Origin of the sequence: Vibrio superstes, from assembly GCF_003569005.1 — a bacterium.
GTDB classification, from domain to species: Bacteria; Pseudomonadota; Gammaproteobacteria; order Enterobacterales; family Vibrionaceae; genus Vibrio; species Vibrio superstes.
The window spans coordinates 50,262-72,459 of the sequence record NZ_BCUR01000002.1 but is presented as its reverse complement, the minus strand read 5'-3'; the positions used below and the strand labels follow the sequence as shown (position 1 = coordinate 72,459).

General features: G+C 45.2%; 18 protein-coding genes. 13 read left to right on the top strand and 5 right to left on the bottom strand.

From position 1 onward, the window contains the following. The first annotated feature begins 231 nt into the window (after positions 1-231). Entirely contained in the window at positions 232-1,194 is a 963-nt protein-coding gene (gene pfkA, locus D5I41_RS07525) for a 6-phosphofructokinase (RefSeq protein ID WP_119009303.1), read from the top strand. Positions 1,195-1,311: 117 nt separating this feature from the next. Here pfkA and tpiA read toward each other — a convergent pair whose 3' ends face one another. Continuing rightward, positions 1,312-2,082 (bottom strand): triose-phosphate isomerase, encoded by a 771-nt coding sequence (gene tpiA, locus D5I41_RS07520; protein WP_119009302.1) that lies wholly within the window; start codon positions 2,080-2,082, stop codon positions 1,312-1,314. Between the two features lie 208 nt (positions 2,083-2,290). Here tpiA and D5I41_RS07515 point away from each other — a divergent pair, with 208 nt between their 5' ends. Both D5I41_RS07515 and D5I41_RS07510 read left to right on the top strand, forming a co-directional pair. Continuing rightward, entirely contained in the window at positions 2,291-2,641 is a 351-nt protein-coding gene (locus tag D5I41_RS07515) for a 5-carboxymethyl-2-hydroxymuconate Delta-isomerase (protein WP_162892813.1), read from the top strand. Positions 2,642-2,650: 9 nt separating this feature from the next. After that, entirely contained in the window at positions 2,651-3,082 is a 432-nt protein-coding gene (locus tag D5I41_RS07510) for a DUF805 domain-containing protein (RefSeq protein ID WP_119009301.1), read from the top strand. 41 nt (positions 3,083-3,123) lie between these two features. Here D5I41_RS07510 and glpX read toward each other — a convergent pair whose 3' ends face one another. Further along, entirely contained in the window at positions 3,124-4,131 is a 1,008-nt protein-coding gene (gene glpX / locus D5I41_RS07505; protein ID WP_119009300.1) for a class II fructose-bisphosphatase, read from the bottom strand. A gap of 298 nt (positions 4,132-4,429) precedes the next feature. Between glpX and zapB the strand changes: the two genes are divergently transcribed. After that, positions 4,430-4,672 (top strand): cell division protein ZapB, encoded by a 243-nt coding sequence (gene zapB, locus D5I41_RS07500; protein ID WP_017027328.1) that lies wholly within the window; start codon positions 4,430-4,432, stop codon positions 4,670-4,672. A 56-nt stretch (positions 4,673-4,728) separates the two neighbouring features. Here the strand turns inward: zapB and D5I41_RS07495 are convergent, their stop codons facing one another. Both D5I41_RS07495 and gpmM read right to left on the bottom strand, forming a co-directional pair. Continuing rightward, entirely contained in the window at positions 4,729-5,889 is a 1,161-nt protein-coding gene (locus D5I41_RS07495) for a murein hydrolase activator EnvC family protein (protein WP_119009299.1), read from the bottom strand. Between the two features lie 66 nt (positions 5,890-5,955). Further along, positions 5,956-7,494 carry a 2,3-bisphosphoglycerate-independent phosphoglycerate mutase gene (gene gpmM, locus D5I41_RS07490; protein ID WP_119009298.1) on the bottom strand — a complete coding sequence of 513 codons (1,539 nt, stop codon included), beginning with the start codon at positions 7,492-7,494 and terminating at the stop codon, positions 5,956-5,958. 356 nt (positions 7,495-7,850) lie between these two features. Here gpmM and D5I41_RS07485 point away from each other — a divergent pair, with 356 nt between their 5' ends. From D5I41_RS07485 to cysE, 4 genes are all read left to right on the top strand, one after another. Beyond that, on the top strand, positions 7,851-8,321 hold the full coding sequence (locus D5I41_RS07485) for a rhodanese-like domain-containing protein (RefSeq protein WP_017027331.1): 471 nt from the start codon (positions 7,851-7,853) through the stop codon (positions 8,319-8,321). A 66-nt stretch (positions 8,322-8,387) separates the two neighbouring features. Further along, the gene (gene secB / locus D5I41_RS07480; protein WP_119009297.1) at positions 8,388-8,864 is read left to right on the top strand and encodes a protein-export chaperone SecB; all 477 of its coding nucleotides are present in this window, start codon (positions 8,388-8,390) and stop codon (positions 8,862-8,864) included. Between the two features lie 171 nt (positions 8,865-9,035). After that, positions 9,036-10,061, top strand: a complete 1,026-nt coding sequence (gene gpsA, locus D5I41_RS07475) for an NAD(P)H-dependent glycerol-3-phosphate dehydrogenase (protein WP_119009296.1) — start codon at positions 9,036-9,038, stop codon at positions 10,059-10,061. A 23-nt stretch (positions 10,062-10,084) separates the two neighbouring features. Further along, the gene (gene cysE / locus D5I41_RS07470) at positions 10,085-10,906 is read left to right on the top strand and encodes a serine O-acetyltransferase (protein ID WP_119009295.1); all 822 of its coding nucleotides are present in this window, start codon (positions 10,085-10,087) and stop codon (positions 10,904-10,906) included. 34 nt (positions 10,907-10,940) lie between these two features. Here cysE and D5I41_RS07465 read toward each other — a convergent pair whose 3' ends face one another. Then, on the bottom strand, positions 10,941-12,296 hold the full coding sequence (locus D5I41_RS07465; protein ID WP_119009294.1) for an MATE family efflux transporter: 1,356 nt from the start codon (positions 12,294-12,296) through the stop codon (positions 10,941-10,943). Between the two features lie 227 nt (positions 12,297-12,523). Between D5I41_RS07465 and D5I41_RS07460 the strand changes: the two genes are divergently transcribed. From D5I41_RS07460 to D5I41_RS07440, 5 genes are all read left to right on the top strand, one after another. Further along, entirely contained in the window at positions 12,524-12,814 is a 291-nt protein-coding gene (locus D5I41_RS07460; protein WP_017027336.1) for a co-chaperone GroES, read from the top strand. A 55-nt stretch (positions 12,815-12,869) separates the two neighbouring features. Further along, positions 12,870-14,516: a chaperonin GroEL gene (gene groL, locus D5I41_RS07455; RefSeq protein ID WP_119009293.1), complete on the top strand. Its 1,647-nt coding sequence runs from the start codon at positions 12,870-12,872 to the stop codon at positions 14,514-14,516. 373 nt (positions 14,517-14,889) lie between these two features. After that, the gene (pulA, locus tag D5I41_RS07450; protein ID WP_119009292.1) at positions 14,890-18,768 is read left to right on the top strand and encodes a pullulanase-type alpha-1,6-glucosidase; all 3,879 of its coding nucleotides are present in this window, start codon (positions 14,890-14,892) and stop codon (positions 18,766-18,768) included. A gap of 129 nt (positions 18,769-18,897) precedes the next feature. Next, positions 18,898-20,334: an ATP-binding cassette domain-containing protein gene (locus D5I41_RS07445; RefSeq protein WP_119009291.1), complete on the top strand. Its 1,437-nt coding sequence runs from the start codon at positions 18,898-18,900 to the stop codon at positions 20,332-20,334. Positions 20,335-20,439: 105 nt separating this feature from the next. Further along, positions 20,440-22,026, top strand: a complete 1,587-nt coding sequence (locus D5I41_RS07440) for an ABC-F family ATPase (protein ID WP_119009290.1) — start codon at positions 20,440-20,442, stop codon at positions 22,024-22,026. Positions 22,027-22,198 lie beyond the last annotated feature (172 nt).

Below are 22,198 nucleotides of genomic sequence, written 5' to 3'. Positions count from 1 at the left end.
AATTTAGGTAGAATTAGCTATCTTGGTTAGGTGAGTGGTTAAACTTTATGATTCTGATTTGAATCAATCTTAACTCTACAGGAAACTGTAATACTCTTACCAAGTTGAAATTTTGTTAGCTTCGCTCACCAGAATCAAGAAGGGTGATTCGAGCGGGGTGATAAGAATTCTTGCCGATGACAAGGCAATTTAAATTAAAAATAAGATCTATCCCAAAAATTGAGGGGCAACATGATTAAAAAAATTGGTGTACTAACAAGTGGTGGTGACGCACCTGGTATGAATGCTGCTGTACGTGGGGTTGTGCGTACCGCTCTATCAAAGGGTGTCGAAGTATACGGTATCTACGATGGTTACCAAGGACTCGTTGATGATCGTATCCAAAAGCTAGATCGTTCTAGTGTATCTGATGTTATCAATAAAGGCGGTACCTTCTTGGGTTCTGCGCGTTTCCCAGAATTCAAAGAAGAATCTGTTCGTCAGAAAGGGATTGAAAACCTGAAGAAGCACGGCATTGAAGCACTTGTTGTTGTAGGTGGTGATGGTTCTTACATGGGTGCGAAAAAGCTGACAGAAATGGGCTACCCATGTATAGGCCTACCAGGCACTATCGATAACGATATCGCAGGTACTGACTACACGATTGGCTACCTAACAGCATTGAATACCGTTATTGATGCGATTGACCGACTACGTGATACATCGTCTTCACACCAACGTATCTCTATCGTTGAGATCATGGGCCGTCACTGTGGTGACCTTGCGCTTATGTCTGCGATTGCTGGTGGTTGTGAATACATCATCACTCCAGAGCGTCAGTGGAGCAAAGAAGAACTTATTGCCAATATCGAAGAAGGCATCAAGAAGGGTAAAAAACACGCAATTATTGCCCTGACAGAGCTAATGTTTGATGCAAATGATTTGGCAAAAGACATCGAAGAAGCAACCGGTCGTGAGACTCGTGCAACTGTTTTAGGTCATATTCAACGTGGTGGTCGCCCAACGGCATTTGACCGCGTATTGGCATCTCGTATGGGTAACTATGCGGTACATCTTTTGATGGAAGGCCATGGTGGTCGTTGTGTGGGTATCCAAAAAGAAGAATTGGTACACCATGACATCATCGATGCTATCGAGAACATGCGTCGCCCAGTACGCACTGATCTTTACCAAGTGGCTGACGAGTTGTTCTAAGACTCAGTATCACTGAATAGTTGAAACCGCTGCCTTGGTAGCGGTTTTTTAATGCGGGTAATAAAAAGGTCAGCACAGAGGCTGACCTTTTTTGTAATCTTTGTCGATTAAGACAGATTAAGCTTTCGCTTCAGCTGCTGCTTTTGCGATAGCTGCAAAGCTTTTCGCGTCAAGAGCTGCGCCGCCAACTAGAGCACCATCGATGTCTGGTTGTGCGAAGTATGCTGCTGCGTTTTCTGGCTTAACAGAACCGCCGTATTGAATAACAACGTTTTTAGCTACTTCTTCGTTCTTCTGTGCAATGTGAGCACGGATAGAAGCGTGAATGCGCTGTGCATCGTCAGCAGTAGCTGCTTTACCAGTACCGATAGCCCAGATTGGTTCGTAAGCGATGATAGCGCCGTTTAGAGCTTCCGCACCTAGTAGATTGATTACTGCGTCAATTTGACGAGCACAAACTGCTTCAGTTTCGCCAGCTTCGTTTTGAGCTTCTGACTCACCAATACAAAGAACAGGAGTAAGGCCGTTTTCTTTTAGGAATGCAAATTTCTTAGCAACAAACTCGTCTGATTCTTCGTGGTATTCACGACGCTCTGAGTGACCAATGATGATGTGAGTTGCACCGAACTCTTTAAGCATCGCTGGAGACATGTCGCCAGTGAAAGCACCTTGGTTGTTCACGTCAGTGTTTTGCGCGCCTAGGATGATAGCACTGCCAGCATCAGTAAGCGTGCGCTCAGCTAGGTCGATGAATAGTGCTGGTGGAGCAACTGCCACATCAACACCTGTTACGCCTTCTAGCTCTGCATTCAGACCAGTTAGCAAGTCGACAACCATTTCTTTAGTGCCGTTTAGTTTCCAGTTACCCATAACTACAGGATGACGCATAAAAATACTCCCTTCTAAATTAGTAAAAAATATACGCTGTAAGTGAAAGAATATAACAGATTAAATCCGTAATATCATGATACCAATCATTTCTTGTACAAGCTTAGCTTTATAATTGGGGGACTAGTGATCTCACGGGCAAAAACGTAGGCTAACTGCTTAAAAAGCTTGTGCCTAGTGTATGGTTTAGTGTTCAGGAGGATGTGTCATGCCCAATTTAGTAATGGAATATACGGATTCACTAGAGGATAGACTGAACACTCAGGGGTTATTGCAGGATATGCATCAAGCATTAATTGAAAGTGAACTATTTGAGCTAAACTCTATTAAATCCAGAGCCCTGCGTTGTCATTCATGGTTAATTGGCGATAGCGAAGATCAGCACGATTTTATCCACGTGACAATCGAGCTACTTTCTGGAAGAACCACACAGCAAAAACAAGCCTTATCTCAAAGTGTTTTTGTACTGCTTACAGAGCAAGCCAGTTGGGTTGGAAGTGTTACGGTAAACGTTAGAGATATGGATAGAGACTGCTTCTTCAAGCATACCAATATGTAGGAATAATGAATGGATTTTAGGTTTTTACTACTCTCATTTGATGGTCGTATAGGTCGAAAGCAGTTTTGGATTTGGAACATCTGCTATTACGTGTTCCTTTCTATGGTAGCCACAGCAATAGCTCAAGTTTCTCCTGGCACCGCTTTATATGCCGTTCCTGTAATGGCGATTATCTTGCTGTATCCTGATTTAGCAGTAACGGCTAAGCGTTGGCATGATCGTAATAAGTCTAACCGGTTTCTGCTGCTGAATGTGCCGCTGATTATTGGTCGTTCATTGATCCCTATGTCGGCGCAAATGGAAACAGGGGAAGGTCTCTCACGAGTTTTATCGCTGATTGCTTTGGTATGTGGGCTTTGGATATTTGTAGAATGTGGCTTGCTGAAAGGCAGTGACAAAGATAACGATTATGGCGCGCCATTTGAAAACGGTAAGGCATAAAAAAACGCAGCGTTAAGCTGCGTTTTTTATCAAAGGAAGACTTAAAGGATATGCCCTTTAATCTCTTCATCTTTGCGCTCAAGGTAATGAATCGACTTGATGCGACGGATAGTACGGCAACGGCCTCTGATCAGTAGAGTTTCAGTTGTCGCAATATCACCCTGGCGAGTAATACCTTCTAGAAGGTCGCCTTTAGTGATGCCTGTTGCCGAGAACACAACGTTGTCGCTACGCGCCATATCAGACATCTTAAGGATAACGTTCGCTTCAACGCCCATTTCAGCACAGCGCTTAAGCTCTTCTTCACCGTGAATACGGTTCTCTTCGTTATCGCCTTTAACTTCATGACGTGGAAGTAGACGACCATGCATGTCACCATCTAGAGCACGAATTACCGCAGCAGAAACAACACCTTCTGGAGCGCCACCAATACAGTACATCATGTCTACTTCGCTATCAGGCATACAGGTCAGGATAGATGCCGCAACATCACCATCTGGCACAGCGAATACACGTACACCCATAGCTTGCATATCAGCAATAACTTGGTCGTGACGAGGCTTAGCTAGAGTAATAACAGTCAATTCCTGTAGTGACTTACCCAGGGCTTTTGCTACGTTGTTTAGGTTCTCCTCTAGCGATACCGCTAGGTCGATTTGTCCTTTGGCGCCAGGACCAACAACAAGTTTTTCCATGTACATATCAGGTGCTTTTAGGAAGCTACCTTTTTCGCCTGCCGCTAATACAGCCAATGCATTTGATTGGCCCATTGCTGTCATGCGCGTTCCCTCGATAGGGTCAACAGCGATATCTACTGCGTCACCACCAACACCAACGTTTTCACCGATGTATAGCATAGGTGCGTCATCGATCTCACCTTCACCAATAACGATCTCACCGCTAATTTCTGTTTTGTTCAGTAGGCTACGCATAACTTCAACAGCTGCATTATCTGCTGCGTTTTTGTCTCCGCGTCCAAGCCATTTGTAACCAGCTAGGGCTGCGCCTTCTGTTACACGAGAAAATGCCATCGCCAAATCGCGCTTCATATCGACTCCAATCAAGAGGGTTCAAAAAATCGCCGAGATTCTATCATACCTTAACGGTAACGTTTGCTTAATTTGCTCAACTTTAAGCCGGAACCCAGAGGTTTATTGATTTCGTCCCGCATTTACTCGCAGCAAAAACCAAAGATTGCTTTGAGAGTGTCAAAATTTGATTAGGATCGCTCTTTTTTTGCTCACTTGAACCAGAATTAAATTATTAGGTGTGTTTATATACATGTGTGTGGGTAGAATGGTTGAGAAGCCAGTCTTTACATATGGATAACGAATTAGGTAGGCCAAGATGTCTTTAGAAGTATTAGAAAAACTAGAAGCCAAAGTGCAAACAGCAGTAGACACAATCACTCTGCTACAAATGGAAGTTGAAGAACTTAAAGAACAAAAGCAACAGCTTGCCAATGAAGCCGAGCAGTTACGCAACGAAAAAGTTGAAACTGAACAACGCGCTCATCAAGTTCAAGCTGAGCATGATGCGTGGCAAGAGCGCATTCGCAGCATGCTAGGCAAAATGGAAGAAGTAGAATAAACCCTACCAAGCCATTGCTAACAAAAACGCCAGCTAACTAGCTGGCGTTTTTGTTTCTAGCGAGTCAACCAAGAACGAGGGTTCTGGGTTTGGCTGTTACGCCTCAATTCGAAGTAGACAGAAGAGCGAGATTGCCCACCGGTATCACCGGCAAGCGCGATGGTTTCACCGGAGGTGACTTTGTCGCCTTCTTTTTTAGTCAGTACTTGATTGTATCCGTATAGGGTCATATCGCCCTTACCATGATCCAGTAACAGCACTAAGCCATAACCACGTAAGTAGTCGGCAAATACGACGGTGCCCGGATAAACGGCTTTAACTGGCTGCTCATACTGAGCATTGATCACCATGCCCTTCCAATTGACTTGGCCACTTTGTTTGCTGCCATAGCTGTGCAATACCGAGCCCTTAACTGGCCAAGGAAGACGACCTTTCTGCTTGGCTAAACCATCCATTGGGACTGAGTTACGCTTAGCGGCTTTTGCTATTTCAGCCTTCAGCCTAGCTTCATTGCGTTTTAGCTCATTAAGGTAAGCGCTATCCCCAGCAATGCCACGCTTGATTTTAGCGACCGTTGATTTTCGGCTAGTTTGTGAAGAACGTTGTTTATTTAACTGATCTGACTGCTGAGCAAGCAGCGTCTCTATTTGTTGCTGTTCGGCAATCAGTTGAAGATTCTTTTGCTCTAGCTTGGCATTCGTTTGTTGCAGCTCAGTGATGACTTCAGCACGTTGCTTTGCTAAGTGCTGATAATACTGACTAATACGATCTTTATCTTGAGTGCTTTCATGGCTCAAGAAACTCTCGATTTTGGCATTGGTGTGCATCATATAGTACGACTTAACCAGTTTCTGCAAGGCAGCAGCTTGAGCTTGAGTCTTTTCTAACAGTTGTTGATGCTGCTGATCATAAGCCTTGAGATTGGCTTCGGAGCGTTTTAATGAAGTGCGCGTTTGCGCTAGGTTTTTACTCGCGTTGGCAATGGAAAGCTCGTCGCTTTTCAGCTGCTTTTGTAGCTTATCGAGTTCTTTCTGTTGCTGAGAAAGGCTTTTCTGCTGGCGAGTGATTTCTCCCTTTACTCCCTTTAGTTCTTCAGTGCTAGCTGAGGCAGGAGTTGAGACAAATATCGAAGATGATAGACATAACAAAACGCCAGCGCACACGGCACTGACGTTTTTTCTATTCAATAGCTTTGGCTTTTGAGGAATTAGATTCATCCTAAATCTTTAATCTTGGCTTTCTTTGCCACAGCATACACCGTGGCAAAGATTTGATAGCAAAGATTATTTCAGATTTACGATAACCTGACCAGACATCTCGGCTGGGATTTCCATATCTGATAGCTTAAGCATAGTTGGAGCTAAGTCAGATAGCTTACCGTTTTCTTTGAACGCTAGGTCTTTACCGCCAACGTAGATAAGAGGAACAGGTAAGTTGGTGTGTGCAGTATGAATGCCGCCGGTTTCAGGGTTAACCATCATTTCTGCGTTACCGTGGTCTGCTGTGATTAGCATTTGACCGTCAACTTCATTGATTGCATTAACAACGCGACCTAGACACTCGTCTAGTGCTTCACTTGCTTTAACTGCAGCATCGTAAACGCCAGTGTGGCCAACCATGTCACAGTTAGGGTAGTTACAAACGATAGCGTCGTACTTACCTGACTTGATAGCAGCAACTAGCTTGTCAGTCAGTTCTGGTGCACTCATTTCAGGCTGTAGGTCGTAAGTTGCTACTTTAGGAGAAGCCACTAGTTGACGCTCTTCACCGTCAAACTCACTCTCGATACCGCCATTGAAGAAGAAAGTAACGTGTGCGTATTTCTCAGTTTCAGAGATACGAAGCTGAGTTTTACCTTCTTTAGATAGCCACTCACCGTAAGTGTTCTCAAGAGATGCCGGTGGGAAAGCACAAAGTAAAGGGATGTCTGCTGCGTATTGAGTCAGCATAACAAAATCTACCGCTGGGAATACGTTACGCTCGAAGCCTTCAAATGCAGGAACGAAGCTACGAGTGATCTCGCGAGCACGGTCAGCACGATAGTTCATGAAGATAACCGCATCGCCATCAACGATAGCGGCTGATTCTTGTGCATCAGCTTTAATTTGCGTAGGAGCAACAAACTCGTCGTTTTCATCACGAGCGTAAGCCGCTTCAAGACCAGCAACAGCGCTGTCGAAAGTGAAGTCTGATTTTGCTTCCGTAAGAAGCTCGTAAGCTTGTGCTACGCGATCCCAGTTGTTATCACGGTCCATAGCGTAGTAGCGACCTACTAGAGAAGCTACGCGGCCTTTGCCAAGTTTAGCGAATAGGTCTTGGAAGCGTTGTAGAGAACCCTCAGCAGAGCGAGGTGGAGTATCGCGTCCGTCTAGGAAGCAGTGCAGGTAGATTTTTTCTGCGCCGCGCTCAGCTGCCATTTCTACTGCTGCGTAGATATGGTCTTCGTGGCTGTGTACGCCACCTGGAGACATAAGGCCCATGATGTGAACAGCGTTACCAGACTTGATAGCCTTATCCATTGCGTTCGCAAGAGTTTCGTTTTGTTGGAACTCTTTGTCTGCAATAGACTTAGTGATACGAGTCAGGTCTTGGTATACAACGCGACCAGCACCGATGTTGGTGTGACCTACTTCAGAGTTGCCCATTTGGCCGTCTGGTAGACCAACATCCATGCCTGAAGCAGAGATTAGTGTGTTTGGTTGGTTTGCAATTAGACCGTCAAGGATTGGAGTCTTTGCGTTTGCGATTGCGTTGTCTTGTTTATCTTCGCGGTATCCGTAACCGTCAAGGATCACTAGAGCCATAGGCTTCTTAGCTGACATAGTTTGGCCTCGTTTTAATTTTCAGTAGCTTTAATTAGCGTAATTTTACTACAGAATACCCTAATTGAAGGCGTTTAAGATCAAATTAATTTATCGATCTCGGCTTTGAATTGGGCAGTAAGATTGAAATTTATACAATATGAGTAACTAAATTTCAAAAAAGGTTTGGATTTACGATCATTTAGGTTGCATTCAGGTTTCAATATTAGAACCTTTGAGTGAATAGTGCCGTATTCGTGATCTAGGTTTCCTTTTTAAAAAGGGATCACCTTAGGCTCTTTCTCGCATCCTGCGCCTGTGATGGTATACTGCGCGTTAAAATTTTGGCTTTATGAATTAAAAAAGAGTATCCGACGATGCAAGAAATTTTCGATTTCGTTCAGCAGAACATGATTCTGTCTGTAGTTTGGGCTGGTCTTATCGTGGCCTTAGTGATGAATATCATCAAGTCTTCTACTGCAGGGTATAAAGAAGTTGATACTCAGGCTATGACGCTACTAATCAACCGTGAAAACGGCGTGGTTGTGGATGTTCGTACCAAGGATGAGTTCAAAAAAGGGCATATTACTGACTCAGTTCACATTTTGCCTTCAGAGATCAAAGACGGTTCTTTTGGATCGCTTGAAAACAAGAAAAGTGACCCAATCATTGTTGTATGTAAGACAGGTCAAACTGCTGTCGACAATGCAAACCTGCTAGCGAAAGCTGGCTTTGAAAAAGTTTTCGTGCTGAAACACGGTTTGACTTCTTGGAGCGATGCAAATCTGCCTCTAGTGCGCGCTAAAAAAGAGCCACGCAAGAAAAAGCAGAAAGCGTTGACTGAATAATGTAATGATTGGATGCGATAATTCGTGTCCATCACAGAAATAGACAAATTTTAAGGAATAAAAATAATGACTGATGCAGCAGCAACTCAGGCGCCACAACAGAACTTCACTATCCAACGCATCTTCTTGAAAGACCTTTCTTTCGAAGCGCCAAGCTCTCCTTCTATGTTCCAGAAAGAATGGCAACCAGATGTTAACCTTGACCTAGACACTAAAAGTGCTCAACTAGGTGAAGGCGTATACGAAGTAGTTCTTCGTCTTACTGTGACAGTTAAGAATGCTGACGAAACAGCTTTCCTATGTGAAATTCAACAAGCGGGTATCTTCTCTGCAGAGAAAATGGAGCAAGGCCAACTAGCGCATTGCCTAGGTGCATTCTGCCCTAACATCCTATTCCCATACGCTCGTGAAACTATCTCAAGCCTAGTGGTTAAGGGTACGTTCCCTCAACTGAACCTTGCGCCAGTTAACTTTGACGCATTGTTCATGAACTACCTACAGAGCCAACAGCAGCAAGAGCAACAGCCACAAGCTGACGCTTAATTAAGCGACAAACTCAATCTTCATTGATTGAATTTTTCGGCAAATAAAAGTGCACACTGCATCTAATTATCTGATGCGCTGTGCATTTTTTATTTATACTATCTTTCAAGATCAGTAGCCTTTCCAAGGTAAAGCTACTAGACCTTCTATAACGCATGAATGGATTGAAATATGGCAGCATCAAATTGTGACCTAAAAGATGTATCAATGACGGTAATTGGTGCAGGTTCTTACGGCACCTCACTTGCGATCTCTCTAGCCCGTAATGGCGCTAAGGTTGTCATCTGGGGTCATGAAAAAGAGCACATGCAGCAGCTTCAAGCAGACAGAATGAACAAAGAGTTCCTGCCAGACATTCCTTTTCCTGATTCGTTGATTGTTGAGTGTGACCTTGATAAAGCCGTCGCAGCGAGCCGCGACATGTTGGTGGTCGTGCCAAGCCATGTGTTTGGCATTGTGCTTGATAGCCTAAAACCTTATCTAAAAGTCGATAGCCGCATTTGCTGGGCAACCAAAGGCTTAGAGCCAGAAACGGGTCGCCTATTAAAAGATGTCGCTCAAGATAAGCTAGGCAGTGATTACCCATTAGCTGTGTTGTCTGGCCCTACGTTTGCTAAAGAACTGGCTATGGGGATGCCAACCGCTATTGCGGTAGCCTCATCTGACCCAAGCTTTGCCACTGAACTTCAAGAGAAGATCCACTGCAGCAAATCATTCCGTGTATACGCCAATGATGACTTCATTGGTATGCAACTAGGCGGAGCGGTGAAAAACGTTATCGCTATCGGTGCTGGTATGTCTGACGGTATAGGTTTTGGTGCCAATGCTCGTACTGCATTGATCACTCGTGGTCTTGCTGAGATGACACGCCTAGGTGCCGCTCTTGGTGCTAAGCCTGAGACCTTTATGGGGATGGCGGGACTGGGTGATTTGGTTCTGACGTGTACCGATAACCAGTCGCGAAATCGTCGTTTTGGACTAGCGTTAGGTAAAGGCCAAGACGTAGATACCGCTCAACAAGAGATTGGCCAGGTTGTTGAGGGTTATCGAAACACTAAAGAAGTGTGGATGCTAGCCGGTCGCGAAGGGGTTGAAATGCCAATTGTTGACCAAATCTATCAGGTGCTTTATCAAGATAAAGATGCAAGAGAAGCCGCTCAAGACCTACTGGCTCGCGACAAGAAAGCAGAACGATAACATTAATTACAAAGGATTTTTTGATGGACAAGTGTGAATCTAATTCGGTGTGGGAATGCATCGTTAAAGAGGCTAGAGAGCAAGCTGATCAAGAGCCGATGCTGGCCAGTTTTTATCACGCTACCATCATAAATCACGATAGCTTTGCGGCAGCGCTCAGCTATATTCTCGCCAATAAACTAAAGACAGCATCCATGCCGGCCATGGGTGTTCGTGATGTGATTGAAGAGGCGCTTGCCGCCGACCCAAGCATTACCGATTCAGCGGCCTGCGATATCTGCGCAACGGTAAATCGTGACCCTGCTGTTGCCATGTATTCAGCGCCTTTGCTGTACTTGAAGGGCTATCATGCACTGCAAGGCTATCGCATAGCAAACTGGTTGTGGAAGCAAGGCAGAAAGGCCCTAGCCACTTATTTACAGAATCAGATCTCGGTTGCTTGCCAAGTGGATATTCACCCAGCGGCTAAAATCGGTAAAGCAATAATGCTCGATCACGCAACGGGCATCGTCATAGGTGAGACGGCGGTTGTCGATGATGATGTCTCAATTTTGCAGGATGTTACCTTAGGCGGTACGGGTAAAGAAAGCGGTGATCGTCACCCGAAAATTCGTGAAGGTGTAATGATTGGCGCGGGTGCTAAGGTACTGGGTAATATTGAAGTAGGCGAGGGCGCTAAGATTGGCTCATGCTCGGTGGTACTGCAACCTGTAGCCCCACATACTACTGTGGCGGGCGTGCCAGCAAAAGTGACCGGTAAGCCTAAATCCGATAAGCCTTCAGAAGATATGGACCAAAATTTTAATGGTCGCTCTCAGAGCTTTATTGGTGGTGACGGTATTTAGCTTTCAGCATAACAGCAATACGTTAACAATAAGCTCAGCCTACGGTTGGGCTTATTTCGTTTAGGGTGTCACGACGAAGCATCAGTGCATACAAATACCCGAAAATCCCCCCTAATACATTGCCCAGTGCTACTCCTACAAATAACCCTGTAATACCAAACCATTGGCTGCCTAACCAAGCACATGGCAGGGTAAAGACGAACAAACGCAAGCAACTCCAAACAAACGCTAGCATAGGCTTGTGCATCGCATTTAAGCTGCTCACCAGCAACATGATGATCCCTTGAAATCCGTAACTAATTGGCACGCAGACTAAGTACAGCCATAGCAAATGACGCACGCTCTCTTCTTGACTAAATAGGCTGGCGAAAGGGACGCTAAGTGGCACCATCATAATGAAGATGAGTAATTGAAATAGGATTGAAAAGCGCATGCACATGAACAGCGCTTTGAAGCTGCGCTCATGATTATTCGCCCCTAGGTTTTGAGCCATAAACGGAGTGAGCACAGAGGTAAGAGCCATTAGTACAATCAACAGTAATGATTCAATGCGTTGTGCCGCGCCATACGCCGCCACCGCAGCGGTGCCATGGCTTGCAAGTATCATCATCAAAATGGCGGCACTCAATGGATTCAATGCGTTAGACAAAGCGGCAGGAGTGCCGATTTGAAGAATGCTTTTCCAATCACCTAGTAGTTGTGTCGGCTTAGGCTTAGCAAGCAACTTCACTTGAACAACTAGAAAATAGAAAGCCCCTATCAATGCTGCGAGCCAGCTAATGCCACTGGCAATGGCGGCACCTTGGATACCCAACTCAGGGAAAGGGCCAATACCAAATATCAGCAAGGGGTCTAATATGCCGTTGACCAACCCAGCGCCAATCATAATCTTGGCGGGAGTCTTGGTATCACCACATGCTCGTATGGCGGCATTACCACTCATTGGAATCACCAGAAGTGGCACTGTTAGGTACCAGACGAACATGTATTGGTCGATCAGTGGCAGCAGTTGGGGTTCAGCGCCTAGCAGAGTAAATAATGGGTCTATAGTCTGCAGTCCGATGAATGAAGCAATACTGACAAGAACGATAGCGAGCAATATGCCATGACTGGAAAAGCGAGCGGCTTGCTCAGGTTGGTTTTGACCCAAAAAGCGACCTACGTGAGTCGACAATCCCATGCCAATCCCCATGGTGATGCAGTTCATGGCAAAGGTAACCGGAAAGGTGAAACTGATGGCTGCGAGCGCCTCGGTGCCCAGTAGGGAGATAAAGAAGGTATCAACGAGGTTAAACATCAAGATGGCAACAATACCCAGCACCATAGGTAGCGTCATTTCACGCAAAACCTTGTTGATAGGAGCAGTTAAAAGGCCGTGTTTATCTTGCATGGAAACTCTAGCGTTCTGGTTGGGCGTTAAGAATACATTGTTACAAGACATTCAACCAGAGAAGCAAGATTCTGCCTAAGCAAACTAAGTGCACACTTATATGAAGTTTTTGTAAAAAACTCGCCTCTCACCCTTGGGATCATAGGGATTGCCCCCAACATATTCTTCACTAGCCAAGAAACGGCATTTTATCATTCGTTGGAAAAACACATTAGGAGAATCAATCGATGAATATTCGTCCATTACATGATCGAGTTATCGTTGAGCGTCAAGAAGTTGAATCAAAATCTGCTGGCGGCATCGTACTAACTGGTTCTGCTGCTGAGAAATCTACTCGCGGTAAAATCCTAGCTGTCGGTAAGGGTCGCATCCTAGAGAATGGCAGCGTTCAACCTCTAGACGTTCAAGTTGGTGACACTGTGATCTTCGCTGAAGGTTACGGCACTAAGACTGAAAAGATTGATGGCAAAGAAGTGCTTATCATGTCTGAAAACGACATTATGGCGATTGTTGAATAAGTAACCATTATCTGAATCAACAACTAAAAAATAGAATTTAGAAAGGAATATAAAAATGGCTGCTAAAGACGTTAAATTTGGTAACGACGCACGAATCAAAATGCTAGAAGGTGTCAACGTTCTAGCTGACGCAGTAAAAGTAACGCTAGGTCCTAAAGGCCGTAACGTAGTTCTAGACAAATCTTTTGGTGCACCAACTATCACTAAAGATGGTGTATCTGTTGCTCGTGAAATTGAACTTGAAGACAAGTTCCAAAACATGGGCGCGCAAATGGTTAAAGAAGTCGCATCTCAAGCAAACGACGCTGCGGGTGACGGCACAACTACTGCAACAGTACTGGCTCAATCTATCATCACTGAAGGCCTTAAGGCTGTCGCTGCTGGTATGAACCCAATGGATCTTAAGCGTGGTATCGACAAAGCAGTGATTGCTGCAGTTGAAGAACTTAAGAACCTATCTCAACCTTGTGCGGATACTAAAGCTATCGCTCAGGTAGGTACTATCTCTGCAAACTCTGATGCGACTGTAGGTAACATCATTGCTGAAGCGATGGAAAAAGTAGGTCGTGACGGTGTTATCACTGTTGAAGAAGGTCAGGCTCTACAAGATGAGTTAGATGTAGTTGAAGGTATGCAGTTCGATCGCGGTTACCTATCTCCTTACTTCATCAACAACCAAGAAGCGGGTAGTGTAGATCTAGAAAGCCCATTCATTCTTCTTATCGATAAGAAAGTATCAAACATTCGTGAGCTACTTCCAACGCTAGAAGCAGTGGCTAAGGCATCTCGTCCTCTACTTATCATTGCTGAAGATGTTGAAGGTGAAGCGCTTGCAACACTTGTTGTAAACAACATGCGTGGCATCGTTAAAGTAGCCGCAGTTAAGGCGCCTGGTTTTGGTGATCGTCGTAAAGCTATGCTTCAAGACATCGCTATCCTAACTGGCGGTACTGTGATTTCTGAAGAAATCGGCCTAGACCTAGAGAAAGTAACGCTCGAAGACCTTGGTCAAGCTAAGCGCGTTACTATCACTAAAGAAAACTCAACCATCATCGACGGTGCTGGTGATGAAGTAGCTATCAACGCTCGCGTTGGTCAAATTCGTCAACAAGTAGAAGATGCAACATCTGACTACGATAAAGAAAAACTTCAAGAGCGCGTAGCAAAACTTGCTGGTGGTGTTGCGGTTATCAAGGTTGGCGCTGCAACTGAAATTGAAATGAAAGAGAAGAAGGACCGCGTAGAAGACGCACTTCAAGCAACACGCGCAGCGGTTGAAGAAGGTGTTGTTGCTGGTGGTGGTGTAGCACTTATCCGCGCAGCCTCTAAGCTAACAGAGCTTACGGGTGATAACGAAGAGCAGAACGTAGGTATCCGCGTAGCTCTGCGTGCGATGGAAGCTCCTATCCGTCAAATCACAACCAATGCAGGCGATGAAGAGTCTGTAGTAGCTAACAACGTTAAAGCGGGCGAAGGTAGCTACGGCTACAACGCAGCTACTGGCGAATACGGCGATATGCTAGAGATGGGTATTCTTGACCCAACTAAGGTGACTCGTAGTGCGCTTCAATTTGCTGCCTCTGTAGCCGGTCTGATGATCACAACAGAAGCTATGGTAACTGATAAGCCACAAGGTGACGCTCCTGCAATGCCTGATATGGGCGGTATGGGTGGCATGGGCGGAATGCCTGGCATGATGTAATTACATCAAATACCGATAATTAGAAAACGAGAGCTTCGGCTCTCGTTTTTTTTTGCTTTGATTTCCGTCAGTTATGGTTTTTGCCTGATCTATACAGAATATCTATCAAGAGGCGTAGTTTAGTGGCGTAGTACGGTTTAATTTTAGGAGTAGAAGCTCAGCGTACAAATCATGATCCTGACGCGGTTTTGTAGATATGCAATCCGTGATACTTACTGCAGTTATTCTTATCTACTTGTTTATAAAGAACTTTTAAAGTATCGATCACACTCTGTAGTTATCGATTGTTTCTACTATGTTGTTCGACCAAATGACGAAGAGTAGTAAGGAGTCGTCTTCGGTCTAATGTTTTTATTAACTAGTGGAAGGGATTATGGAGTTCAAAATAAATACACTGGCGAAGGCAACGATGCCGATGTTAGTGACGTCAATTCTTTTGATGGGGCATGCGCAAACTAACGCGGCTTTTGCTTCAGATTTGTACGTACCATCTGAAGATGAGGTTGTTGTCTATTACAATCGAGGAACTACTGATGAGGGAGAGTACCAAGATTGGGGTATGCACCTTTGGAATGGCGAAGGTTGCACCAGCACTGATTTAGAAGCAATGGGCATTAACTCAACGGGAACCAGTTGGGATGAACCCTATCTAGCAGACGGCTTTAACCAAACTTATGGCGCGTACTACATTTTTAAAGTCGACATGAATGCTAGCGATCCTCATGAGTGTATGAACTTCATTTTGCATAAGGGCGATGAGAAAGGCTTTGGCAGCGCAAACCACAAAGCACAGTTAACTCAGCTTGATGATAGCCGCAGTATTTTTGGTTTCCATGGTTCTAGCCAGCTTTACTATGAGCCTATAGCTGAACGCCCAATTGCCATTGATGGCCAAAAAGCCCACTGGTTAGATAAAGAGACTATTGCTTGGGAGGATGCCGCAAGTGCTTCTCGCGTCGAGCTTAGGTTTTCTCCTGCCAATGACATTAAATTAGATGAAGAAAGTAATGAGATCACTGGTGGGCAACCTCATGATCTGACAATTACCGGTGACCTTAGCTCTGAACTACAGCAACGCTTTCCTCACCTGAGTGGCATGATAGCAACAGACATTGATGTTGATGATAAAGAGTTGGCTCGTATCCTTAAAAGCCAAATCGTATTAGTCGCTTACGATAGTCAAGATAAAGTCATGGCTGCGACTGAAGTGCAAAAAGCGGGTGTGTTAGATGACGTATTCGTAAACGAAGATGCAGGTAATGCCATTTCTGAAGAGCTGGGTGCCATCGTCAATGGCTCAAGAACGGAATTCAAGCTTTGGGCTCCTACGGCGCAAAACGTGACCTTGCATATCTATAATAAGGTCAAAAAGCAGACTAAGCGTGTTCAGTTGGTTGAGAACCCAGAAACAGGTGTTTGGGAATCTGAGCGAGTGAATGGCGTTGTCGGTAAGTACTACCGCTATGAGGTTACCGTTTACCATCCAACCACCAAGCAGATTGAAACTGTGATGGTGACCGACCCATACTCGTTGAGTGTTTCTACTAATTCTACTTATTCTCAAGTCGTTGACCTTAAGAAAGATAAGAAACTGAAACCTAAAGGTTGGGACAACTACGAAAGACCCGAAACTCCCGTTGGAGAGGATGGTCAGTACTTGGATGAATATCATGTCTTGTATGAATCACACCTAAGAGACTTTAGCTTTAGTGATACACAAGGCAGTCAGCAGCTGGACGGCAAATACCTAGCGCTTACAGAAGCAGAGCGCGAGTCAGTCAGCCACCTAAAAGAACTGCAAGGTGCTGGCTTAACCACGCTGCATATCTTACCAGCCTTTGATATTGCAACGGTCAATGAAGCTGAAACTATAGATATCAACGATACGGTAGGAGAGCTTTGTACGGTAAGACCAAGCGCAGTAGTGTGTGGTACAGAAGACTCATCTCAAACCCTTGAAAGCGTGTTGCAAGGCTATGATCCTACAACGGGCCAAGCGCAGTTATTAATGAATGATTTGCGTGATCTAGACAGTTTTAACTGGGGCTATGACCCATTCCACTACACAGTACCAGAAGGTAGTTACGCAACCAGTGCTGAAGGCACAGCGCGAATCGTTGAGTTCCGTGAGATGGTGAAAGCGACTCATGAGATGGATCTCAAGCTGATTATGGATGTGGTCTACAACCACACCAATGCCTCTGGAACGAATGAAAAATCAGTACTGGACAAGATTGTCCCTGGGTATTACCACCGTCTAAATGTAAACACCGGTGGCGTAGAAACCTCTACATGTTGTGACAATACGGCCACTGAAAACCGCATGATGGGCAAGCTAATGATCGACTCATTAGTGACATGGGCGGAAGATTATAACGTTGATGGCTTCCGTTTCGATTTGATGGGACATCAGCCAAAAGAGCTTATGGTTGAGGCGCTAGAAGAAGTACGTAAGGTTCGCCCTGATATCTTGTTCTACGGCGAAGGCTGGGACTTTGGTGAAGTATCCAATAACGCCCGCTTTACTCAGGCAACGCAATTGAACATGGCGGGAACACAAATCGGTACCTTCTCTGACCGCCTGCGTGATGCGGTACGTGGTGGCAGCCCATTTGATGGCGATGGTACAGGTTTACGTAAGAACCAAGGCTTTGCTAATGCGGCTTATCCAAATGAGCGTCGCGACATGAGCGAAGAAGAAACCAACAACCTATTGCACAATCAAGACCTTGTGCGCTTGGGGATGGCGGGTAACTTAGCAGACTACGTTATGGTTGATTACACTGGCGCCACCAAGAACGGCAAAGGTATTGATTACAACGGCGCACCAGCAGGCTACACAGAGTACCCTTCAGAGAATATCTCGTATGTTTCTAAGCATGATAACCAAACCTTCTGGGACAACAATGCTTATAAAACTGCGACGGGAATCAACTCTGACGAACGTGCTCGTATGCAAACTGTGGGTATTTCTACTGTGATGATGGGACAAGGTATTCCATTCATCCATATGGGCTCTGAGCTACTGCGTTCTAAATCAATGCAGCGAGATTCTTATGACTCTGGTGATTGGTTTAACCGAGTGAAGTTTGATGGCTCTGACAATAACTGGAATGTAGGTCTGCCTCGTGAAGACAAAGATGGTGCTAACTGGGCATTAATTTCTGAGATCATTGCAGACACAACTAACGAACCGGATACTCAAGACATTGAATTGGCCAAGCAGCAATTTATTGAGTTGCTGAAGATTCGTAGTTCAAGCAACTTGTTCCGTCTTAACTCGAAACAAGAAGTCATGAAGCGCGTTGATTTCCGCAATGTGGGCGAGGAACAAACGCAAGGCCTTATCGTAATGTCTATTGATGATGGTTTCTATGCGGGTAAAGACCTTGACCCTAATCTTGATGCGGTCGTTGTGATGATCAATGCGACAGCGGAAGAACAAAGCTTCGAGATTGATAATGCAATGGGCTTCCAACTGCATGAGGTTCAAGCTAACTCTGCGGACTACATAGTACGTGATACTTCCTTCTCTGAAGGGACTTTCTCTGTACCTGCACTAACAACCGCTGTGTTTGTTCAGCCTCAGTATGGCGCGCAAGGTGCGGGCTTACCAATCGCAGAGAAAGATCAAGACCTACCACCCTTTGGCGCATCAACCGTTTACATCGCGGGTGCCTTTGGCGAGGCGGTATGGGATCCTGCTGGTATCGAAACGCCTTATGCGACAGCTGGTGTGTACAGTGTAAAACTAGGGTTGAGTGCTGATACTGGCTACAAGTTCACTCTTGGAGATTGGAGCAGTGCAATGGGCTGTGACGGTCAAGACTGCCCATCTAACTTTACTGAGATCGGCATGTATGAATTTGCGCTAGACGCGAATGATACCTCTAATCCTATTGTTCTTGATGCCAGACTTGTTGAGTCTTATGCGAATAAAGAGTGGTATATCCCTGGTTCAATCTCTGGTGACTGGGATCATTCGGAAGAACGTAAAATGACCTTTGGTGAGCAAGATGGCCTAGTGCTGTTCACTACCGGAGAGCTTACTGCAGGTGAGGCCTATCAGTTCAAATTGACTTGCGGTGACTGGGGGCAGTGCGAGCATGGATTTGCCGATGTTTCTGCCGATGCGGATTCTCTGCCAATCTTTGAGATGGGAGGCAATGTTGCGTTTACTCCAGAGGCAACAGGCTCTTATCAAGTCTCGTTCGACTTTTTGCAGAAGAAGGTAATGATTAGCCAGCTATAACGCAAAGTAACGGTTTTTCTTGTAGAGCGTCACTCTTTTGAGTGGCGCTTTTTTTATATCTAAGCGCAGGCTAGTCATCTACTGCTTTTTCTTGCACACTGTTTTTATTCAGGCAGTTAGGGACGAATGATGCGCATAGATAAACTGAAATACAAACAAGGCATAGCTGAGCTATTTGTAGCCGACTGGCACATAGAGCACGGGCAACACTGGGGGATATTTTCTTCACAAAGTCAGTGTTCGGCCCTGATTGTTCAGCTGCTCAGCGGCGAACTACAGCCCACTTCTAGCAGTATTTCCAATGTCCCACAGCGCATTGCCTGCGTCTCTTTGTTACAACAACAACGCCTGCTTGAAGAAGAGATAGCCAAAGACGAAACCGACTTTCAAGACAGCATCGATTATGGAACAGCGGTAGAACAGCTTATTCTTGAAATGGGCTGCTCTCAAACTGAGTTGGAAGAGGTTATACAGAAGACCGATTTAGGCTCACTGCGGCAACGTCAGTTCCGTCAATTGTCTACCGGTGAAACCAGACGTGTGATGCTCGCAAGAGCGCTAGTGACCAAGCCGCAACTTCTGATATTGGATGAACCCTATTCAGGTTTGGATGTTGAGCACCGACTCGCGTTGAGTCAATTACTCAATGAGTGTGCGAAGCAGATGCAATTAATTGTTATCACCTCTCGCGAAGATGAACTACCTACATGTACTACCCACGTTGCTCTATTCGATCACCAATCCCTAACTCAAACGATGACCCTATACGAGTGGTATAATCATCCGATAAAACAACACATAAAGAAGCTTTCACTGCAGAAGAGTGGCGGGGTATATGAGTTGATGGAGTCATATCACCAGCAGCAGTCATTGCCAGATCCATTAGTGGACATGAAAAACGTTAAGGTAGAGTACCTTGATGGCCTTATTTTTAAAGGCTTCACTTGGCAGGCTAAGATAGGTCAGCACTGGCAAATACGGGGCCCTAATGGATGTGGAAAGAGTACCTTACTGGGGTTGATCATGGGAGACCACCCTCAGTGCTACAGCAACGACATCACTGTGTTAGGGATGAAGCGAGGCTCAGGTGAGAGTATTTGGGATATAAAGAAACAAATCGGTATTGTCTCGTCGGCACTGCACTTGCAGTATCGAGTCAATTGCAGCGCTCTCGATGTTCTGCTTTCTGGATTCTTTGACAGCATTGGCCTATATGAGCAGCCGAGTAAAAAGCAGAGACAAGTCGCCCAGCAATGGCTCAAAGTACTTGAGATGAGTGAGTTTGAGAAAATCGGCTTTAAGAGCCTAGATTATGGGCAGCAGCGTTTGCTACTGATCGGTCGAGCTTTGATAAAGCAACCGGCATTATTAGTGCTCGATGAGCCTTATCAAGGTCTTGACTACATTAACCGAAAGTTGGTTTTGTTTGTGTTGAACAGAATTGCGAACACGAATCTGAGCCAGTTATTGTACGTGACTCATTATGCTGAAGATGCATTAGAGGCCATTGAACACTTCATTGATTTTGAACCTCAGGCAGAAGGGCATCGATTGGTCATTAGTTAGGATCTACAGTTGATAAATGTGTGCTCTAGGTCAAACTTTACTGGCTATTTTTCCCGCAAACGAGTACCTTTGCGCGGTTAAATATTTAATGCATAAGGGCCTGCTTTGATTTCCACAGCTAATATCACTCAACAATTTGGTGCTAAGCCACTATTTGAAAACATCTCGGTTAAATTTGGCGAAGGTAATCGCTATGGTCTGATCGGAGCAAATGGTTGTGGTAAGTCCACGTTCATGAAGATCTTAAGCGGTGAGCTTGAGCCTTCTGGTGGTAACGTTAGTTACGATCCGAACGAGCGTGTAGCTAAGCTAAATCAGGACCAGTTTGCTTATGAAGAATTTACTGTAATCGATACAGTGATCATGGGCTACAAAGAGCTTTGGGCAGTAAAACAAGAGCGTGACCGCATCTACTCATTGGCTGAAATGAGCGAAGAAGATGGCATGAAAGTGGCCGACCTAGAGGTCGAGTTCGCGGAAATGGACGGTTACATGGCAGAAGCCAAAGCGGGCGAATTATTGCTTGCGGTTGGCATCCCTGAAGAGCAACACTTCGGCCTGATGAGCGAAGTCGCTCCAGGCTGGAAATTGCGTGTGCTTCTTGCTCAAGTACTTTTCGCTGACCCGCATATCATGCTTCTTGATGAGCCTACCAACAACTTGGACATGGATACTATCCGTTGGTTGGAAGAGACGCTTAATCAGCGCAACTGCACTATGATCATTATCTCGCACGACCGTCACTTCTTAAACTCTGTATGTACCCATATGGCTGACCTGGATTACGGCGAAATGCGCCTTTACCCAGGTAACTATGATGAGTATATGACGGCGGCAACACAAGCACGTGAACGTCTGTTATCTGACAATGCGAAGAAGAAAGCACAAATTGCTGAGCTTCAAACCTTCGTATCTCGCTTCTCTGCTAACGCATCTAAAGCAAAGCAGGCGACCTCTCGTGCTAAACAAATCGATAAGATTGAGTTGGATGAAGTGAAAGCTTCTAGCCGTCAGAGCCCATTCATTCGTTTTGAGCAATCTAAAGAGCTATTCCGCAATGCTTTGGTTCTAGAAAACCTGACTCAAGGCTTTGAAGAAGACCTGTATAGCAACTTTGACGCTATCTTTGAAGTCGGTGAGCGCGTTGCAATCATCGGTGAGAACGGCGTGGGTAAAACCACACTATTGAATACTCTAGCGGGTGCAATCGCTCCACGCTCTGGCGAGTACAAATGGTCTGAGAACTCGAACATTGGCTATTACGCGCAAGACCATGCCCATGACTTTGAGGAAGACCTTAAAGTATTTGATTGGATGGCACAGTGGCGTCAAGAAGGCGACGATGAGCAGGTAGTACGTAGCTTCCTTGGTCGCATGCTGTTTGGCCAAGACGACATTAAGAAGTCAGTTAAGGTACTTTCTGGTGGTGAACAAGGTCGCATGCTTCTGGGCAAGATCATGATGCATAAGCCAAATATTCTACTTATGGATGAACCAACCAACCACATGGATATGGAGTCAATCGAGTCATTGAACTTGGCTCTTGAGAACTACAAAGGCACCTTGTTCTTCGTTTCTCATGACCGTGTATTTGTTGATTCTTTGGCAACGCGTATCCTTGAGATAAAAGACGGCAAGATTAATGACTTCCGTGGTACTTATGCTGAGCTCTTAAAAGCTCGTGACAAATAAAGCCAACTGATGGTCCATATTTAATGAGCCTCTGCAGAAATGCAGGGGCTTTTTTTTAACACAATGATAAGTATACAAAATATCTATGGTTCTCTTGCTGTTTACCCCTTATGGCTTATGCTTATCGAAGTGGCACCTTTCGGCGGATTGACGCCATGGTGTATGTCGGAAA

Bases quoted from the DNA above. Each gene is read 5' to 3' on its own strand.
- pfkA (WP_119009303.1), top strand. From the start codon at position 232: ATGATTAAAAAAATTGGTGTACTAACAAGTGGTGGTGACGCACCTGGT.
- tpiA (WP_119009302.1), bottom strand. From the start codon at position 2,082: ATGCGTCATCCTGTAGTTATGGGTAACTGGAAACTAAACGGCACTAAA.
- D5I41_RS07515 (WP_162892813.1), top strand. From the start codon at position 2,291: ATGCCCAATTTAGTAATGGAATATACGGATTCACTAGAGGATAGACTG.
- D5I41_RS07510 (WP_119009301.1), top strand. From the start codon at position 2,651: ATGGATTTTAGGTTTTTACTACTCTCATTTGATGGTCGTATAGGTCGA.
- glpX (WP_119009300.1), bottom strand. From the start codon at position 4,131: ATGAAGCGCGATTTGGCGATGGCATTTTCTCGTGTAACAGAAGGCGCA.
- zapB (WP_017027328.1), top strand. From the start codon at position 4,430: ATGTCTTTAGAAGTATTAGAAAAACTAGAAGCCAAAGTGCAAACAGCA.
- D5I41_RS07495 (WP_119009299.1), bottom strand. From the start codon at position 5,889: ATGAATCTAATTCCTCAAAAGCCAAAGCTATTGAATAGAAAAAACGTC.
- gpmM (WP_119009298.1), bottom strand. From the start codon at position 7,494: ATGTCAGCTAAGAAGCCTATGGCTCTAGTGATCCTTGACGGTTACGGA.
- D5I41_RS07485 (WP_017027331.1), top strand. From the start codon at position 7,851: ATGCAAGAAATTTTCGATTTCGTTCAGCAGAACATGATTCTGTCTGTA.
- secB (WP_119009297.1), top strand. From the start codon at position 8,388: ATGACTGATGCAGCAGCAACTCAGGCGCCACAACAGAACTTCACTATC.
- gpsA (WP_119009296.1), top strand. From the start codon at position 9,036: ATGGCAGCATCAAATTGTGACCTAAAAGATGTATCAATGACGGTAATT.
- cysE (WP_119009295.1), top strand. From the start codon at position 10,085: ATGGACAAGTGTGAATCTAATTCGGTGTGGGAATGCATCGTTAAAGAG.
- D5I41_RS07465 (WP_119009294.1), bottom strand. From the start codon at position 12,296: ATGCAAGATAAACACGGCCTTTTAACTGCTCCTATCAACAAGGTTTTG.
- D5I41_RS07460 (WP_017027336.1), top strand. From the start codon at position 12,524: ATGAATATTCGTCCATTACATGATCGAGTTATCGTTGAGCGTCAAGAA.
- groL (WP_119009293.1), top strand. From the start codon at position 12,870: ATGGCTGCTAAAGACGTTAAATTTGGTAACGACGCACGAATCAAAATG.
- pulA (WP_119009292.1), top strand. From the start codon at position 14,890: ATGGAGTTCAAAATAAATACACTGGCGAAGGCAACGATGCCGATGTTA.
- D5I41_RS07445 (WP_119009291.1), top strand. From the start codon at position 18,898: ATGCGCATAGATAAACTGAAATACAAACAAGGCATAGCTGAGCTATTT.